Raw genomic sequence first — 18,598 nt, forward strand, 5'->3', positions numbered from 1 at the left:
TTTACTTCTCATAACCAACATACTCTATAGAATTGCTTGTTACTTCAAACTTAAATATCACTAATCTAAACCTAAAAAGAAACATGCCATCAGTGATATTATCTTCTTTGACTCTTCTAACAATCTCTTCTTCTAGAGATTCATTTGTGTATCTACATAAATCAAAAATACTTGTAAAATCAGTATATAATTTTTCAAAGTTTATAGTTTTCATTATTGTTTGTGATGTAAAATAAATCTATACAACCAAATATACATTACGGTAAAAGTTATCTCTATTAATAATTCTACTAAAAATAGTTTTTCTAATCCTCTAGGTAGCCCCATGCGCAAAGGAGGAAGTAGAGATTTTTTAAGATTTATTTTTTCTTCTATGTTTAAAAAGCATAAAGAAAGTTTTCCTAAAGACCATGTTTTAGAAAAACAACAAGCTTTAGAGCTGTTAGATAAATCAAATGATTATAGTATTACTTGGTTAGGGCATGCTGCTTTTTTGATTAAGCTTAATGAATATTTTATTGTTACAGATCCTTTTTTAAGTAAAAATGCTGGGCCTGGATTTTTAGGACCAAAACGAGAAATATTTTCTCCTTTAGATTTAAATGAGCTTCCAAAAATTGATATGCTTATTATTAGTCATAATCATTATGATCATTTAGATTCAAAAGTTATAAAGAACTTTCCAAATAAAGAAAATATCAAAGTAGTAGTGCCTCTAGGGCTTAGTAATTTCTTTATCAAAAGAGGTTTTAAAAATGTAACCGAAATGAACTGGTGGCAAGAGATTAATATAAATGATATTACTATAGGCTGTTTGCCATGCGTTCATTTTTCTGGGAGGGGATTATTTGATAGAAATAAAACTCTATGGGCTAGCTTCTCAATCAAAGATAAAAATAAGAAAATATGGTTCTCAGGAGACACTGCTTATGGCGAAGTATTTAAAGAAATTGGTAAAAAAGAAGAATATTTTGATCTCGCTTTAATAGGTATAGGGGCATACGAGCCTCGTGATTTTATGTGTTCTGTACATGCTACTCCGGAAGAAGCAATTCAAATAGCCAAAGATATCAAAGCGACCAAAACCATAGGCATGCACTGGGGAACTATCAGACTTACACCAGAGCCGTTTTTTGAGCCTCCTAAAAGATTCAAACAAGCAGCTATAAATCAAAAATATGGTGAAGAAAATGCTTTGATTTTAAAAATTGGTGAGACTATAAATTTAGAAATCTAATAGGGTTGATTAGAAATTAATTAGCATTCGAGTACAGCTAATCGCAATAATAAACATAAGAATCCCCGTAACTCGTTCTACCCACTGCCAAACAACTAATTTTTGGATAAATTTTCTTAGAAAAAACCAATTACAACAAATCAATGATTATTTTGATATATCAAATATTGTATATTACGCTGATTGAATAGTATTACTCCTAATTTTAAATAAATTATTTCTTTTATAAAAAATCCTAAGTCCCATAATAAAACTAATAACTGATAATACACTTATAATACTTAGCATAAAACCAATCGATGGATTCATACTTGATGCAATAATACTTATCAAGAAAATCCCACACATTTGCATAGATCCATAAAAAGCACTAGCTACTCCTTTCATATTATCAAATAAACTCAAAAGATTTGCTGCTGAAATTGGTATTACTATTCCACAAGCTAAGAAAAAAATAGCAAGAATAAATAAAAGATCAAATAGCCCTAATAGATTTAATAAATCTAAAATTATCAATATATTAGATGATAAGAACATGAGAAATAATCCAAACAGTATAACCTTATTTTTATCCATATACTTAAGCAATATCATTGATGTCAAAAAACGTGAAACAATTATCATCATTAATAAAAGTGTTGAGATCATACCAAAAGCTACTGATGTTAAATGATAATCCTTGATTAATATAAATGATCCTACTACATCAAACGAAATTCCTCCTGATAAACCAGTAATAATAAAAAGTAGATAAATCCAAAATTTCTTATTTTTTGCAACAATTAGATAGTTATTGACTAAATGACTAATATTCATTGCTTTAGGATTTTTATCTTTATTAGTTTCTGGTAATAAAAAAAGTACAGCAATAAATAAACTAACCGCAAAAATAAACATAAAAATAAAATTGCTCTGCCAACCAAAATGAAACTGTAAAAAACCTCCAATAACTGGAGAAATAGCTGGAGCTACGGCAAAAAATATACTCATCCAAGATACTGCTTTTAAAAAGTGTTCTTTTCTAAAAGAGTCCTGAACCAATGTTCTAGCCAAAGTAATTAAAGCTCCTGCACCGAGACCCTGTATAGCTCTACTAAAAATTAGAAATATAATAGAATGAGAGAGAATACATAATATTGAACCTAAAGCAAAGATTATAGATCCTATTAAAATTAAAGGTTTCCTACCGTATTTATCTGATGCTGGTCCATAGATAAGCTGAGATATAGCCATTGTTACAAAAAAACTTGAAACTGTCATTCTAGATAATGATGAACTTGTATCAAAATAATCTGTAATTGCTGGAAGAGAAGGTGTAAACATCATCGCACCAAAGAAATAACCGCAACCTAAAGCTATTGTAAAAATTGTTAGCATTACAACACCTAAAGGTTTTTTTCTGACTAAAATCATAGGAAGAGTCTCTTTTTTAAATTATTGAACAGTTGATCAATAATATTATCACCTAATGATCGATCGTTCAATAGAATTTAAAACATACTATCTGCTATAATCTCTAAAAACTTATGAAACTCTTAAAATTAATGGAATCTAAAACTCATAAAACTGCTAAAAAAATTATTAAATCTGCAAAAGTGTTATTTCTTGAAAATGGTTTTAATGGCACATCTATTAGAGATATTGCTAAAAAAGCTAATGTACAAAGCTCTCTTATATATCATTATTTTTCTAATAAGACTGACTTATGGAAAGCTGTTAAAGAATCTTTAATAAATTCTGAAACATTTTCTGATATCAAAGACTGTATAAAGGAAGATACATTTGAAGAGTTTTTAAAAAAGCTAGTCAAAGCAAGGTTTAATATTCATACAAAAAATACTGATATACTAAAAATGTTAGACTGGCAGCGCTTAGAAAAAAACTCTTCTTTATCAGGTATCAAAAATCAACAAAAATTCGCATCATTTGATCAACTTGAAGAAAAAATAAAAGATTTTCAAAATAATGGACAACTATCCAAAGATTTTTCTGCTAAATATGTCCTTCTATTTATATCATCTGCAACGTTAGCTCCATTCATAAGATCTTATGAGTTAGATAAAGATATATTAGAAGAAAATGACTTTATTAAAACAACCACTACGCTTTTATTAAAAGCATTCAAATAATTATAAAACTAAATATTTCTCGCAAAAACAATAAGTGTTAATCCTAAAATATAAGTTATAAACATTAGTACTATCAACTTATTTGTACCTTTTGGTGCTTTGGCAAATTCTTTCCAAATAAATACACCCCAGAATGCCGCTATCATTGTTGCACCTTGACCCAAACCATACGAGATAGAAGGTCCTGCAATACCAGAAGCTATAAAGTTAAGACAAGATCCAATCCCCCAAATCACACCTCCTAATATACCAATAGTATGCAACCATGGCGTACCTTGAGAGAAATAGTCTTTAAACTTAAGTTTTTTACCTGAAATAGGAAACTTAATCATCCAACCATTGATTACAAAGTTAGATACAAATATCCCTACAGCAAATATAAAACTTGCTGTATATGGTGTCATTAAGCCAACCTGAGGAGTTACAAAATCACTTGAGATTGATTTAATAACCAATGGATAGAAAAAGCCCATTAAAATACCTGAAATAATCGAAACTATAAATCCTTTAAGCATATTTTTGTTTTTATTATCAGAAATACGCTTATATATGACAGCATCAATAATAATTGCTGCAAGTACGCTCAAAACTCCTAAAAATAAGACTACAGGCTGACCTAGAGGTGTTGCTATATAGTTTGTAATCACACCTATGACTAGAGCCAAACCAATAGCTAAAGGAAAAGCTACAGACATCCCTGCAATATCAATAGCAGCTACAAGTAGTATATTAGCTAAGTTAAAAACCACACCGCCCATAAAAGCATAAATAAAACTCTCAGATGATGCTTGAGAAATATCACTAAAGAATGATCTACCTTCTGTACCAAAGCTTCCCATAGTTATAGCCAAGACAAAAGATACTATCAAAATCCCTAAAGCATAATCCCAATAATACTGTTGAAAAGGCCACTCTTTTGTCGAGAGCTTTTGTGTATTTGCCCAAGAACCCCAACATAGCATCGTAATTATGCAAAAAAATACCGCAACACCGTACGAGTGTAGTACAACCATTTTAAATCTCCATATATTATATTTTTTGTTCTAGATAAGTATTCAATTTCTCTAAAGTAGGTGCTGAATCTTCTGCTCCCTCTATAGTTACTGCTAGAGCTGCTGCTGTATTAGCTATCTCGATTGATTGTTCTATAGATAATCCTTTGTCTAGACAAAATGCCAAAACACCATTAAAAGTATCTCCTGCAGCTGTAGTGTCTACCACATCTACTTTTTTGGTAGCAAATAATTTTTGTTCTTGGCCATTATTTTTTGATAATAAAGCGCCTTGTTCACCCAAAGTTACTATAACTGTAGATACACCTTTATTATGCAGCTCTTTTGCTGCCTGCTTAGCTGTATTTACGTCTTTAACCTCTATACCTGACAAAATAGATGCCTCAGTCTCATTTGGCGTTAATATATCTACCTTTTTGAGTAGCTCTTGAGGTAGCTCTCTAGCTGGGGCAGGGTTTAATATAAAAGTTTGTTTATCAGTGATTTTATTTGCTAAATACTCAATAGTTTCCAAAGGAGTTTCTAGTTGGGTTAATATGATTTTTGCTTGTTGGATTTTTTGGTTATGTTTGTCCAAAATTTGCTGATCTAACTTAGCATTAGCTCCCATTACTACATTAATTATATTTTGACCTTGATTATCAACACAAATAAAAGCCAAACCTGTATTACTACCAGAATCTTGATTGATAGTTAAGCTATCTAAGCCTTCTTTTTTATAAAACTCTAAAAGCCTATCTCCAAAACTATCTTTACCAAGGTTTGTAATAAAAGTTACATTTTCGCCAAGTCTTCTTGCAGCTACAGCTTGATTAGCTCCTTTACCACCACAAAACTCTTCATAATTTTGACTTATTATCGTTTGACCTTTTTGTGCAAGTTGATCAACTTTTACAACTAAATCTCTATTAGCACTTCCTACAACAACTACTGACATATTTATTCTTGCTTTTAAATAATTAATAAGTCTATTATAAGTATTTATAAGGTATAGCACTATAAAAATAGTAAACTCTTATATTTTCCTCATCTTTTATAAATCTAATTTCGTAGTAAATTTTCTTTTGTTATAGTATTGATTATGAGGTTGTAAAGACTAATAAAATACATATAAATGTATGTTTATGTTTACAATCTACCTATCAATAGTTGATGGGTTTTATGTTATAAAAATATGATTACAGTGTAATGTCTCCAACATATAGTTATAATTAAGTATATTAAAAGCTGCTATATTCATATATGAAAATTGAAGAAAATGAACTAAATACACAAATACTAAAAGTCTGGAAAGAGAACTGTCCTGTTAAGGTAACTCGAATGCCCCTCCTCTACCCTAAATTAAAAAAGCAATGTTTGCTTTTTATTGGAATTAACCCTTCATATAGCACTAAAGGGTTTAGATCTCTGTTGCCTAGTCTCAATAATCCGGAAATAAAACCTGATAATTTTTTTAAATTCCCAAACATGGGTAATTTCTCAACCCAAATATCCCTAGAGATTGAGAGCATTGCTCGGAATCATTATCCATATTTTAAAAAATTCGAAAAGCTCTCTGAAAAGCTCAAGTTAGAATGGGAACACATAGATCTTTTTCAGTTACGCGAAACAAATCAGAAGTTAGTTAAGGAAATCTTACTAAAAAAAGATAATGAGCCTAATGAATTCGCTAACCAACAGCTAAAAATTGCTCTAGAACTAATAGAACAAGCAAAGCCAAAAGCTATTATTGTAGCAAACGCCTTGGCTAGCAACATATTCGAAAATAAATTTCCCCTTGACTACAATAAAATATTAGGCTGTCATATAATGAGTATAAGAGGAGTTAAGACCCCAGTATTTTTAGCCTCAATGCTTACAGGTCAAAGAGCAATGGACAATTATTCCTTTCAGAGGTTAACCTGGCATATAAATCACGTTTTAAATAAATGGAAATAACAAACTAATCTGTTTATCTACTTTATAAAGACAAGTTGATAATAAATATAAAAAGCTACATCTCCAAACTCTTACTAACGATTTCAAAGACATTTTTACTAGGATTTGAAGCTTTGATTTTCTCAAGAGCCTGTTTCATCATAGTTTGTCTATCAGAGTCATAGCGTTTCCAGCTCATAAGATTACGAGCCATTCTAGCTGCAACTTGATGATTAAATTTATCAAGCTCTAGCACAGTATCAGCCATAAATGCATATCCTAAACCATCTTTGCGATGATATTGTGAGAAATTAGCACCAAAACCACCTACTAGCGAATAAACTTTATTAGGGTTTTTCGCATTATATGCAGGATGATTAACTAAGCTTTTGACTATATCTAAAGCTGACTCATGAGATATTTGAGCTTGGGATAGTAGCCATTTATTTACTACTAGGTCCTCATGTTTCCAGCGGTTATAAAACTCTTTGATAGCATTATCACGAACTTGTTTATCATTAGACTTTAGCAATACTGAAAATGCAGTTTGTTGATCTGTCATATTATCAGCATTATCAAATAGTTGTTGTGCTAGCTTTGTACCCTGACTTACCTCACTAGCATTCATCAGATAACTCAAGCAGATACCTTTTAGCTTTCTTTTAGCAATTTGCTCAGCTGATAAGCTATACGGCTTATTATCATTACATTGTTGATATACCTCTAACCAATCATCTTTTAATTTATCTGCTAGCTGATTTATGACTTTTTTGCGAGAGTTGACAATATCATCAACCATAATTGTCGGCATTGCTTCAGCAATTGTAGACTCTGTTGGTATCATTAGAGCATCACTAATTAAGGCTTTATCTAAATCTTTATCATGTAAAATTGATTTAAAAGCATTTAAAAAATCTGTATCTACATCGGCGTTGTTTAATATCATTTTAGTAGCTAATTGCTGTAAAGAGTCCCAACGATTAAAAGCATTATTATCATACTTAACGATATGTAATAGCTCTGATTCAGCACGTTCATGCTCAACCTTAACAGGTGCCGAAAAATCTCTAAATAAAGAAGCTACTGGCTTTGCAGTAATATTTTCAAAAGTATAGGTTTGCTTTTGCTCTGTTAGCTCAATAACTTGCTCGGCGATATTTTCACCTTCTGGAGTGATAAGGCCCATACTAACTGGTATATGAAGAGCTTGTTTTTCTTTTTGATCTGCTGTTGGCGGAGTAGTTTGCTCTAATGTTAGACTATAAATTTGATTTTCTGCATCGTAGTTTTCTGTAACTTTAATACTTGGCGTACCTGATTGAGCATACCATCTCTTAAACAAACTAAAATCACGATTATTAGCATCTGCCATAGCATTTACAAAATCATCACAAGTAACAGCTTGTCCATCATGTCTTTCAAAGTATAGTTTCATACCTTTTTGGAAGCCTTCTTCGCCTAGTAAGGTATGAATCATACGAATTATCTCAGCACCTTTATGATACACCGTTACAGTATAGAAATTATTCATCTCAATGTAAGACTCTGGGCGGATAGGGTGAGACATCGGACTAGCATCTTCAGCAAATTGAGCACTTCTAATAATACGTACATCATCAATTCTTTTAACATCTCTAGAGTTTAAATCAGAAGTAAACTCTTGGTCTCTAAATACAGTCAAGCCTTCTTTTAAGCTAAGCTGGAACCAGTCTCTACAAGTAACTCTATCGCCTGTCCAATTATGAAAATATTCATGTCCCACTACACTTTGTACCAACTCAAAATCTTTATCTGTAGCAGTCTTATCACTAGCCATAATATATTTGGTATTAAAGATGTTTAATCCTTTATTCTCCATTGCACCAGCATTAAAATCAGGCACGGCTACAATCATAAAAGTATCTAAGTCATACTCTAAGCTAAACCTATCCTCATCCCATTTCATTGAATCTTTGACAGCTTGCATTGCATAGTGACATTTATCAACATCTTGTTTAAAAGCGTATATTTCTAAGCTCACTTTTCGGTTAGACTTTGTAACATAAGTATCTCTAATACTTGCTAAATCTCCAGCAACTAGGGCAAATAAATAGCAAGGCTTCTTAAAAGGGTCTTTCCATACTGCAAAATGCTGAGTATCTGAAATATCTCCAGACTCAACTTTATCGCCATTTGATAAAATTACTGGATATTTTTGCTTGTCTGCTATTATTTTGACTGTATAAGAAGACATCACATCTGGTCTATCTAGATAGTAAGTAATTTTTCTAAATCCAGTTGCCTCACATTGAGTACAAAACACCCCTCCAGACTTGTATAAGCCTTCTAGAGATGTATTAGCCTCAGGATTAATCTCTACCACTGTTTCTAATACAAACTTTTCTGGAGCATCATCTATGATTAATTGGTTTTCATTAACTATAAAATCTGTATTTGATAGCTCTTTATTATCCATTTTTATAGATAATAGTTTTAGATTATTACCATCTAAAACCAGTGTGTTATTTTCACGATTTGCTGGATTAGCTACTATATGTAAATTTGCTGTCACTCTAGTTTTTGACTCATCAAGTTCAAATTTTAGATGTGTTTCATTTATAAGATAATTACTTGGCTTGTAGTCTTTTAAATATTTAATTTCTGGTTGATTCATAGTTAGGGTGTATTAGATATTTTTATTTAGAATAGCAGTAGCTAAATATTGTTGCAATTATATATACTAACTATGAATTACTTTTAATACTTATAAGTTAAAATAAAGTGTGAAATAAGATGCTAGTAGTCTCTTATAACCTCAAAAACTTCTTTTAATTTCTGCTGATCTTTTTGTCCTGGCTCAGATTCTACTCCAGAATTAATATCATAAGCAGAACATCTTAGCTCTATTGCTTTTGCTATATTTTTAGGATTCAGACCACCAGCAAGTATTATATTTTTTCTATCTTTGATAAGACTCCAATCAAAAGCTTTACCAGTACCACCTGATTTACCATCTACTTGAGCATCCAATAAGTGATAATCTACATTAGCAAAAAACTCTGGGACAGTTTTGTCAATTCCATAAGCTTTCCATATCTGACAGTTTCTATGTAGTTTTGATTTTAGTGCATCTATATATTCTTGATTTTCGTCACCATGTAACTGCACTGCACTAAGTTTCAAACCATAAGCAGTATTTACAACATCTTCAATACTAGCATTAGCAAATACACCTACATAGTTTAATCTAACTTTTTTAGTTATTTGTTTTGCCATGGCAAAATCTACACAGCGAGGAGATTTCTCTACAAATATAAATCCTCCATACACCGCTCCTGCATTATATGCTTTTTTCGCATTTTCTACAGAGGTAAGACCACAAACCTTATTAAAACCATATACAAGCTTTCTAACTGCAAGTTCTAGATTGCGTTCACTCATAATAGAACTACCTATCAAAAAGCCATTAACATAATTTCTTAAATCACGGATTTCTTGATTTTTATAAATTCCTGATTCTGAAATAATAATTGTTCCTTTAGGTATTTTTGGCGCCAAAAGACGCGTAGTATTTAGATCAATAGAAAGATCTCTTAGATTACGATTATTAATACCTATAACTTTTGCTTTGAGTTTGATAGCTCTTTCAAGTTCTTCTTCATTACTAACTTCAGTTAAGATACCCATACCAAGACGATTAGCTACTTTTGCTAGTTTCTTATACTCATTATCATCTAATACCGAAAGCATCAGTAACACTGCATCAGCTTGATAATGCCTCGCTAAATATATTTGATACTCATCTATAATAAAATCTTTACAAAGTATAGGTTGAGTTACTTGCTTTCTAACAATCTCTAGATTTGCAAAGCTACCCATAAAAAATTCTTCATCTGTAAGTACAGATATTACATTTACGTAATTTTTATATACTGCTGCTATTTCATTTAGATCAAATTTTTTACGGATAACTCCTTTAGAAGGAGATCCTTTTTTACACTCTAGAATAAATACTGCTTTGTCTGATTCTAAAGCCTGATAAAAATCTCTATCTGTTTTGATAACTTCTTTTTTGAATACATCTAGTGGAAATAATCTTTTTTTTGCAAAAAGCCAATTTCTTTTTGCTTCAACTATCTTAGCTAATATAGTTTCCATAATACTTATTATTTATATAATTTTATGAAGTATTTTAAACGAAAAAAGAATAAAAGTTGAATTTTTCTGTACTTTGTTGATCTGAAGCTTATTTATTTTAAATATTCGACATTAACTTCAGCATAATCTTTAATAGGATTATATCTATCAAAATCTGCTTTATAAGCTCTCTTTTTAGAATTATCTGCCCAAATTTGTTGCCATTTATCAATAATAGCATCAGGTAGCTCGCCTTCAACACGGTACGTTTGATGGTTAAGCTCAATTTGCACAGAATTTAACCCTGTTGGTACCTCAAAAGACTCAGCCACCTCATAACCTATCAAAAGAGTATATGGAGCCGTATGATCGCCTTCATAGCCATAATAAACAGATATTATATCCTGAGATATATTTTGACCATTAAGATACTCTAATACCTCACTATTAAAGAAAAGCTCCCAAGCTTCTTCAAGCAAATCTTCCCTATCATTAGAAACTTTTGATGCTACACCTACTACTTTCATTTTACTATCTTGTTAAACATTCAGCATAGCTAGATGGTATATTAAAAGGTGTTATATTACTATATTTCCAATCTATATTTTGCCAAACTTTATTTACTGTTACATCACGACCACATCCTGTACGATAATAACAATATCTTTTAGGGTTTTTATGATGATAATTTTGATGATAACTTTCTGCTTTATAAAAATGTGTAGATGGTAAAATTTGGGTATATACAGGTTGATTATGCTTTTTAAATTCTGCTTTTAATTTTTTAGTAACATCTTCAGCAACCTGTTTTTGTTTATCATCGCTATAATATATAGCTGATTGATATTGCTCACCTTTATCACAAAACTGTCCTTTAGAATCTGTAGGATCTATACGACGATAAAAATACTCTACTAAATCTTGATAACTAATTTTAGTAGGATCATATACAACCTCTACTGATTCTTTGTAGTTTGTAATACCTGCAGATACTGTTTTATAAGTAGGATCTTTTTGCAAACCACCGTCATAACCAGAAATAATTTTTATAATACCATCATGGCTTAAATCTTGATGTTTTTGCATATATTCAAAATCTGATTCTAAACACCAAAAACAACCACCTGCAAATACAGCTTTTTGATATTTAGTATCACTATCAGCTGAAAAACCTAAACTACAAGATAATATCGATAAACTATATATTATTTTTTTCATGGTTATTGTCCATTATAATTTTGATACATCTTATGATATTTATAATAAAATTCATCTTTATCAACAATAATATCATTATTTTTATGCTCTTCCCAAAAGCATTTATTTAGTTTTATAGTAGCTCTATTGTACGGTTGTGCTGGAGAAGTAATTTCAACAAATATATATGGAACTTCTATTCCTGTGGTATTGTCTTTAATAAAACTAACAACATATTTTGCTCTACTACTTTCTCTAGAAACAGCCATATTAGATGACATAGTATAGCCATCTAAATCATATTTACTTGGATTATATATATCATTTAAGAACATAATAGCTAACTCTCTAGAGTATCCATTTTTATCATTAACCAATTTTGATATTTGCTCTGAATTTTTGAGCAAAGTATCTAAAGAGTCATAACGAGATATAGATTCTGGGGGAACAAAATATGTATGTTTTTGTAAATCTAGAGAGGTTATAGAGTTAGTTTCAATTAGATAATCATTCGATTTTTTAATTTTATAATCGAGTTTTAAGTTATTATAAGCTATCAATTTAGCAACTTGATCTGCAAAGTAATAACTTGCCAAATTTGAATAATTATTTTTAAAGCTTGTTCTTCCAATATAACTACAGATAAATTGATTAGACATAAATACTTTATTATAAATACCTACCATGTCTTTATTAAATCCTTTACCGTACATATTATTCAAAATACTTATGCACTTCTTATTTTCCTGGAAATCTTGATAACCACTTATTTTTAATGATTTAAAGTATGTTTTTTTTACAGTATTAGGGTTTGATATTACAATCTCTACAACCTCATAAATATCTTTTTTATTTTTATTATGTTGCGCAAATGATAATAACATAGGAACAGCAAAAGGCTCTTGTTCAGTACTTTTATTATTAAAATTATAAACAGCTTGTTTAATTATTTTATTTACATCATTTAATGTAGCAGCGTTACTAATTAAATATCTATTAAACTTATCAGCCATATTTATAATAGAAGGAGTATATTCAGATAAATTATCGCCTGTACTTCCTAACTGTGAACTATCATAGTTATAACTCATAGACAAATTTTTTTCATTTGTTCCTGTAGAGAAAATATTTGGATCTGGTTGAGATTGGCTATATTGTAAAGAAATATATTTATAACCTTTTTTTGGTACATGAAAAACTACATTTTCTTGCCTTAAAAAATAATATGTTGAATCGTATCTATTAAAAGTTACGTCTCTACTTTTAGCAAAAACATAATTATTTTTGCCATTATTTTTAATAAAAACTGTACATGTATATCCAGAGCTTATCATTAATACTCCTAATATACAAATTCCTAATTTTTTGATTTTATTTATCATAATTTATAACGTGTTGTAATGTATCAAAACATTTGCCTGATTTTATAAGCTCTAATACTTCTTGAGTATTTTGTTTTAAATCATCCTTATCATAAAGTTTCATAAGCATAGCTACATTTACAGCTACCGCAGCATTATGCGCTTGTTTACCCTTACCTTGAAGTATTTGCTTTATAATCTCTCTATTTTGCTCTGGTAATCCACCTTCAAGATCTTTGATTGCATATGTATCTATACCAAAATCTACAGGAGAAACTTTATATTCCGTTATTTGATTATTTTGTATTTCAGCGACATAAGTATCATCATGTATTGCTACTTCATCTAAGCCACTACCGTATACTACAACTGCTCTATCAATTCCAAGATTAATTAGAGTTTTTGCCATTGGCAAAATTAAATCTTTTGAGTAAACTCCTATCACAACCTTATTTGGTCTAGCTGGGTTTATCAAAGGTCCTAAAATATTAAAAATAGTCCTTGTTTTTAAGATAGCTCTAGCCTCTTTTATATACCTAAAACCTCCACTATAAAATGGCGCAAATAAAAATCCAAGATTATATAGTTCTAAACATTCTTTTGTTTGCTGTGGTGATAACTCTATATTGACACCAAAAGATTCTAAAAGATCAAAAGAACCTGATTTACTTGATACACTTCGACCACCATGTTTAGCAACTTTATAACCAGCTGCCGCTGCAACAATCGCAGCTGTTGTAGAAATATTAATAGTATTAAACCCATCTCCACCAGTCCCAACTATTCCAGCTAAATCTCCATTTATTTTTGGAAACTCTTTTGTATTATCAAGTAGAGCTTCTACTGCGGCTGCTATTTCTGTCGAAGTTTCTTGTTTTAGTTTAAGAGCTATTAATATACTAGTTTGTAAAGGTAACTCTATTTGACCTTTGATAAAATAATCAAAAAGCTGATAACTTTCTTCATAATTAAGATCTTCTGAATTAAATAATTTTTCGACAATATCTCTTAAACTAATCATTGCTGTACCCATCTAACTATATTATCTAAGAGTTTAGAACCATGTATAGTCATTATTGATTCAGGATGAAACTGTAAACCACAGACCTTATTTTTATCATCTACTACAGCCATTACCAAATCATTAACTTCCGCTACAGTTTCGAGGCCAGTTGGTACTTTAATAACTACTAAAGAATGATACCTAGCCACACTCAATGGTGATTCCAAACCTTCAAAAATACCATGCTTTATAAATTTAACTTTAGCAGTTTTACCATGAACAATTTCGTTAGCATGAGATACTATACCACCATAAGCTTCAACTATAGCTTGATGACCTAAACATATTCCTATAATTGGTACCTTACCTTTAATAACTGATATAAGATCAACTATACATCCTGCACTTGCAGGATTGCCAGGACCAGGCGATATCACAACTATAGGATTATCAGTTGAGTTAATTTTATCCAAAAGAACTTCCAGATATAAATTATTTCTGAATACTTCGACATTATTTCCTAGAACTCTAAATTCATCCACCAAGTTATAAGAAAATGAATCAAAATTATCTATAAATATAATATTAGCCATTAACTACACTCCATGTACATTTTTGATAGCTGATATTACAGCTTGTGCTTTTGTTCTAGTTTCATCAGCTTCTGCTATAGGTATAGAATCCAATACCACACCTGCACCTGCTTGAACCTCTGCCACTTCATCTTCAACATATGCAGAACGTATAACTATGCAACTATCTAAATCACCATACCCATTAAAATAACCAATAGCTCCGCCATATCCACCTCTAGTCTGTTTTTCGACTTCTGATATTAACTGCATTGCTTTTATCTTTGGTGCACCTGTTAATGTACCCATATTCATAGAAGCCTGATAAGCATGCAAAGCATCCAAATCATCAGCAAGTTGACCTACTACTCTAGAGACCAAATGCATAACATGACTATATCTATCAACCTTTAAAAGATCAGCAACATAGCGAGTACCAGTTTTAGATATCCTTGCAACATCATTACGTGCTAAATCTACCAACATCATATGCTCTGCATTTTCTTTAGCATCTAATCTAAGCTCTAGCTCAATCCTACTATCTAAATCTGCATTAATACTACCATCTGGATTTTTTGCTCTTCTACGTGTGCCTGCTATAGGATATATTTCTACTTGATTCGTAGATTTTTGATATTTTAAGGCACTTTCTGGCGATGCTCCAAAAATAATAAAATCTTCATCTTGCATATAAAACATATACGGGCTAGGATTTGTACGTTTAAGCTCTTTATAAACTTCCAAAGAATTTTGACATGGCAAAAAGAAACTTCTTGAAGGTACAACTTGGAATATATCACCATTTATAATATGTGATTTTAGTTTATCTACTACACCACAAAAATCTCTATCACTTATTGATTCTTTAGGTTCTAAATTGCTAAATTTTTCAACTTTTAACTCTATATCATTATTTATATTTTGCTTAATTACAGCAACGCTATCCTCTAGTTCTGATATTGTTTGATGTCCAAAGCTATTAACTTGTATAAATGTATTTTTTTCTTGATGATCACTTACAAGTATTGTATCAGCTAAATAAAATACATAGTCTGGACATTTATTCTTACGTTTTACTTGACCTATTTCTTCAAAACTACCAACAACATCATAAGCAAATAAACCAGCCAAAAAAATACTAAATTCATTATCTATTTCAAAACTATCTTTTATAATTCTTAGAGCATCAAAAACTGACTGTTTTTTTAATTTTTGATGTTCATTAAATTGATAATCTTTTATTGATTTAAAAGTTAATATTAATTGTTTGTTATCATATTTATATTCAATATCATCTTTGATGTTTTTTTGTATCTCTTTTAGTGCATATTCACCATTTTTGGACAATGGTTTCATAAAAACTTTGTTTTCAATACAAGCTATACGTAAGGCACTATTTAGTACCAAAATACTTTTGAGTTTATCTTTTGTATCTATTTCTGCTGATTCTAACAATATAGTATTTTTTTTGTTAGTACATAAATTAGCAAAACATCTATTTAAATCTTCTTGATAATCTAAATTATAGATATGTGATGCTAAAAATTTTTCTGGCTTTTTTATTGACATTTAATCACCTTTTATATTATCAGAGAATATTTCTTTTACTCTTTTAGAACAATCTTTTAGAGCGTTAGAACATCTTGTAACTGTACAAATACTTATACCTACTTCCTTAGATATTTCTCTTTGTGATTTTTCTTTTTTTAATAACTCTTTTGTCAAAAGAACTCTTTTATTTAATTGCTCTTTTTCTTCTTTAGTTAATAAAAAATCACAAATAATATCAATATCTTTGGAATCTGAAGTTTCAGATAAGATATTTACTAATTGTTGCCATCCTTTATTTGAATTCATAAAAAAATATCTTTAATGTAATTGTGTAATGGTACATCATTACATTAAACATAACAACTTATATTTATATACAAATAAAAAGTAATATAGATTTTATCGAAATATTTTTTTAGATATTTAATAGTTAAAATTTATTGAGTTTTTAAGAAAATATAAAAAATTAAGGTCTAGATCAAGATATCAGAAGTAAAAAGGGGAAAACTGAGTTTTAAGAACTAGACCTTAATGAGAATATGGCGGAATGGACGGGACTCGAACCCGCGACCCCCTGCGTGACAGGCAGGTATTCTAACCAAACTGAACTACCACTCCGTATTTATGGTGCCGACTGCCGGAATCGAACTGGCGACCTACTGATTACAAGTCAGTTGCTCTACCTATTGAGCTAAGTCGGCGACTATGAGTAAGTATTATAGCTCTTTTTATTAAGCTGTCAATAATGTTTTGTATTTTTTTTTAATTTAATGGAATTATATCGTATTGATTGTATATATGACTACTTTCAGCTTTTAGATGAATGTTTTTATCGATTTCAAGTTCCAGTTCTGCTAACCATATAGATTCTTCTTTTTCTATATAGTCAATAATCTTTTTTGAAGACATAAGTAAGAAATTATTATAATTTGGATAATTTTTTGATTCTGATTTAATTTCTCTGAATATATCATAACAAATTGTCTGTAATGTTTTGACGCTTCCTTTACCTCTACAGTGATCACATGGCTGGCATAGTGTCCTTAATAAACTCTCATGTACCCTTTTACGCGTCATCTCGACCAATCCTAGCTCTGAAATATCACTGACACTAGTCTTGGCCTTATCAAGCTCTAATTCTTTCTTCAGAGCTTCTAAAACTTGATTTTTATGTGACTCATCCATCATATCAATGAAATCTATAATTATGATACCACCTAAATTTCTTAGCCTTAGCTGTCTAGCTATTTCTTTTGTAGCTTCTAAATTTGTCTTAAATATAGTTTCTTCTAGATTTTTTGTTCCTATAAAACCACCTGTATTTATATCGATAGTTATCATTGCTTCAGTCTGTTCGATAACCAGATATCCTCCTGATTTGAGATATACTGTTTTATCTAAAGCTTTATTTATTTCTGTATCAATATCATATTCTTCAAAAATATTATGTTTTTGATAAAGCTCTATTTTATCTCTTAATCCAGGAATGTATTTATCAGCAAATTGACAAATTTCTTTGTATGAATCTATATTATCAACATGAATTTTATCAGGATTGTCATTAGCAAAAATATTAATTGTTTTAATTATTAAACTAAAATCCTCATAAACAACACCTGGTTTAATTATAGTACTTGAAATATCTAAAATATCTTGCCATAGGTTATTTAAAAACTTGATGTCATTTTCTAGCTCTTCATAACTAGCACCTTCTGCAGCAGTTCTTAATATGTAACCTCTAGGATTTTCACTTTGAGTTATTTTCTTAATAGAATCTAATAATCTTTGTTTTTCTTCTTCTTTATTTATCTTAAGAGATATACCTATATGATCTAAATCAGGCAAGAAAACTAAAAATCTTGATGATACAGATAAATGTGAAGTTAATTTTACACCTTTATTACCTATACTTTCTTTTACAACTTGAACTAATACTTCTTGGCCTTCTCGTAACCATTTATTTATATCTTCAGTATTTAGTTTGTTTAATTTAAAATTTTCATCAGATTCTTCATCATCTTTTTCTAGAGGTATAACTTCTGATAAATGTAAGAAACCTGCTTTTTCTAATCCTATATCTACAAATGCTGCTTGCATACCAGGAAGTACTCTTATTATTTTACCTTTATAAATATTTCCTACTATTCTTTTTTGGTTATCTCTTTCAATTAAAATTTCTTTAAGAATATTATTTTCTTTTATAGCTATTCTTTGTTCATATTTATTTATGTTTAAAAATATTTCAGTATTTAATGACATTAGAAAAAAGTTTTTTATCTTATTAACATCAATTATAAAGAAAAAATTTTTTTTTTATATTTTTGATCATTTTTCTTTTACTTATTTATATATAACTTAATTTCTTTTTCTTTATATTATTATTTATTATGTGGATATTTTCTTGTTGATAACTCTTTAAAACATAAATGTATCAATAGATTTGGGTATTTTACAAAAGATGTATAAGTATGTAAAAAAGTGGATGAAAGAACCTGAATAAAA

Annotated in this window: 17 protein-coding genes and 2 tRNA genes; 3 read left to right on the plus strand and 16 right to left on the minus strand. The window is 29.8% G+C overall.

The annotated features are described in order from the left end of the window. Position 1: 1 nt before the first annotated feature. Positions 2–214 (minus strand): hypothetical protein, encoded by a 213-nt coding sequence (locus FQ699_RS05750; protein ID WP_146421534.1) that lies wholly within the window; start codon positions 212–214, stop codon positions 2–4. Positions 215–325: 111 nt separating this feature from the next. On the opposite strand from FQ699_RS05750, the gene FQ699_RS05755 reads away from it, so the two are divergent. Further along, positions 326–1,237: an MBL fold metallo-hydrolase gene (locus FQ699_RS05755; RefSeq protein WP_146421535.1), complete on the plus strand. Its 912-nt coding sequence runs from the start codon at positions 326–328 to the stop codon at positions 1,235–1,237. A 174-nt stretch (positions 1,238–1,411) separates the two neighbouring features. On the opposite strand, the gene FQ699_RS05765 is transcribed toward FQ699_RS05755, so the two are convergent. Continuing rightward, the gene (locus FQ699_RS05765; protein WP_146421536.1) at positions 1,412–2,650 is read right to left on the minus strand and encodes a multidrug effflux MFS transporter; all 1,239 of its coding nucleotides are present in this window, start codon (positions 2,648–2,650) and stop codon (positions 1,412–1,414) included. 113 nt (positions 2,651–2,763) lie between these two features. On the opposite strand from FQ699_RS05765, the gene FQ699_RS05770 reads away from it, so the two are divergent. Continuing rightward, positions 2,764–3,366 carry a TetR/AcrR family transcriptional regulator gene (locus tag FQ699_RS05770; RefSeq protein ID WP_146421537.1) on the plus strand — a complete coding sequence of 201 codons (603 nt, stop codon included), beginning with the start codon at positions 2,764–2,766 and terminating at the stop codon, positions 3,364–3,366. Between the two features lie 8 nt (positions 3,367–3,374). Here FQ699_RS05770 and FQ699_RS05775 read toward each other — a convergent pair whose 3' ends face one another. Next, a complete protein-coding gene (locus FQ699_RS05775; protein WP_146421538.1) occupies positions 3,375–4,379 on the minus strand; it encodes a GRP family sugar transporter in 1,005 nt (334 codons plus the stop codon). A 16-nt stretch (positions 4,380–4,395) separates the two neighbouring features. Further along, positions 4,396–5,316: a ribokinase gene (rbsK, locus tag FQ699_RS05780; RefSeq protein ID WP_041264006.1), complete on the minus strand. Its 921-nt coding sequence runs from the start codon at positions 5,314–5,316 to the stop codon at positions 4,396–4,398. 305 nt (positions 5,317–5,621) lie between these two features. Between rbsK and FQ699_RS05785 the strand changes: the two genes are divergently transcribed. Continuing rightward, a complete protein-coding gene (locus FQ699_RS05785; RefSeq protein ID WP_146421539.1) occupies positions 5,622–6,317 on the plus strand; it encodes a hypothetical protein in 696 nt (231 codons plus the stop codon). A gap of 55 nt (positions 6,318–6,372) precedes the next feature. Here the strand turns inward: FQ699_RS05785 and pepN are convergent, their stop codons facing one another. The 12 genes from pepN to FQ699_RS05845 form a co-directional block, all read right to left on the minus strand. Further along, entirely contained in the window at positions 6,373–8,949 is a 2,577-nt protein-coding gene (gene pepN / locus FQ699_RS05790; protein ID WP_146421540.1) for an aminopeptidase N, read from the minus strand. A 122-nt stretch (positions 8,950–9,071) separates the two neighbouring features. Then, positions 9,072–10,433: a bifunctional indole-3-glycerol-phosphate synthase TrpC/phosphoribosylanthranilate isomerase TrpF gene (trpCF, locus tag FQ699_RS05795; protein WP_146421541.1), complete on the minus strand. Its 1,362-nt coding sequence runs from the start codon at positions 10,431–10,433 to the stop codon at positions 9,072–9,074. A 92-nt stretch (positions 10,434–10,525) separates the two neighbouring features. Beyond that, positions 10,526–10,939 (minus strand): GyrI-like domain-containing protein, encoded by a 414-nt coding sequence (locus FQ699_RS05800; protein WP_012280261.1) that lies wholly within the window; start codon positions 10,937–10,939, stop codon positions 10,526–10,528. A gap of 4 nt (positions 10,940–10,943) precedes the next feature. Then, complete coding sequence (gene msrA / locus FQ699_RS05805) at positions 10,944–11,630, minus strand: peptide-methionine (S)-S-oxide reductase MsrA (protein ID WP_146421542.1); 687 nt, start codon at positions 11,628–11,630, stop codon at positions 10,944–10,946. A 2-nt stretch (positions 11,631–11,632) separates the two neighbouring features. Continuing rightward, positions 11,633–12,991, minus strand: coding sequence for a hypothetical protein (locus FQ699_RS05810; RefSeq protein ID WP_146421543.1), 1,359 nt, complete (start codon positions 12,989–12,991; stop codon positions 11,633–11,635). Continuing rightward, on the minus strand, positions 12,981–13,991 hold the full coding sequence (gene trpD, locus FQ699_RS05815) for an anthranilate phosphoribosyltransferase (RefSeq protein ID WP_179951674.1): 1,011 nt from the start codon (positions 13,989–13,991) through the stop codon (positions 12,981–12,983). Before trpD ends, FQ699_RS05810 begins: the two co-directional genes overlap by 11 nt. Next, on the minus strand, positions 13,988–14,566 hold the full coding sequence (locus FQ699_RS05820; protein ID WP_146421545.1) for an aminodeoxychorismate/anthranilate synthase component II: 579 nt from the start codon (positions 14,564–14,566) through the stop codon (positions 13,988–13,990). Before FQ699_RS05820 ends, trpD begins: the two co-directional genes overlap by 4 nt. A 3-nt stretch (positions 14,567–14,569) precedes the next feature. After that, entirely contained in the window at positions 14,570–16,114 is a 1,545-nt protein-coding gene (locus tag FQ699_RS05825; RefSeq protein WP_146421546.1) for an anthranilate synthase component 1, read from the minus strand. Further along, positions 16,115–16,402: a trp operon repressor gene (gene trpR, locus FQ699_RS05830; RefSeq protein ID WP_146421547.1), complete on the minus strand. Its 288-nt coding sequence runs from the start codon at positions 16,400–16,402 to the stop codon at positions 16,115–16,117. It lies immediately after the preceding gene. Between the two features lie 234 nt (positions 16,403–16,636). Next, positions 16,637–16,714: transfer RNA gene (locus tag FQ699_RS05835), tRNA-Asp, on the minus strand. A 7-nt stretch (positions 16,715–16,721) separates the two neighbouring features. Continuing rightward, positions 16,722–16,797, minus strand: a tRNA-Thr gene (locus FQ699_RS05840). Between the two features lie 61 nt (positions 16,798–16,858). Then, positions 16,859–18,355: an Rne/Rng family ribonuclease gene (locus FQ699_RS05845; RefSeq protein WP_013923729.1), complete on the minus strand. Its 1,497-nt coding sequence runs from the start codon at positions 18,353–18,355 to the stop codon at positions 16,859–16,861. Positions 18,356–18,598 lie beyond the last annotated feature (243 nt).

This window comes from Francisella salimarina, from assembly GCF_007923265.1.
GTDB lineage: Bacteria > Pseudomonadota > Gammaproteobacteria > Francisellales > Francisellaceae > Francisella > Francisella salimarina.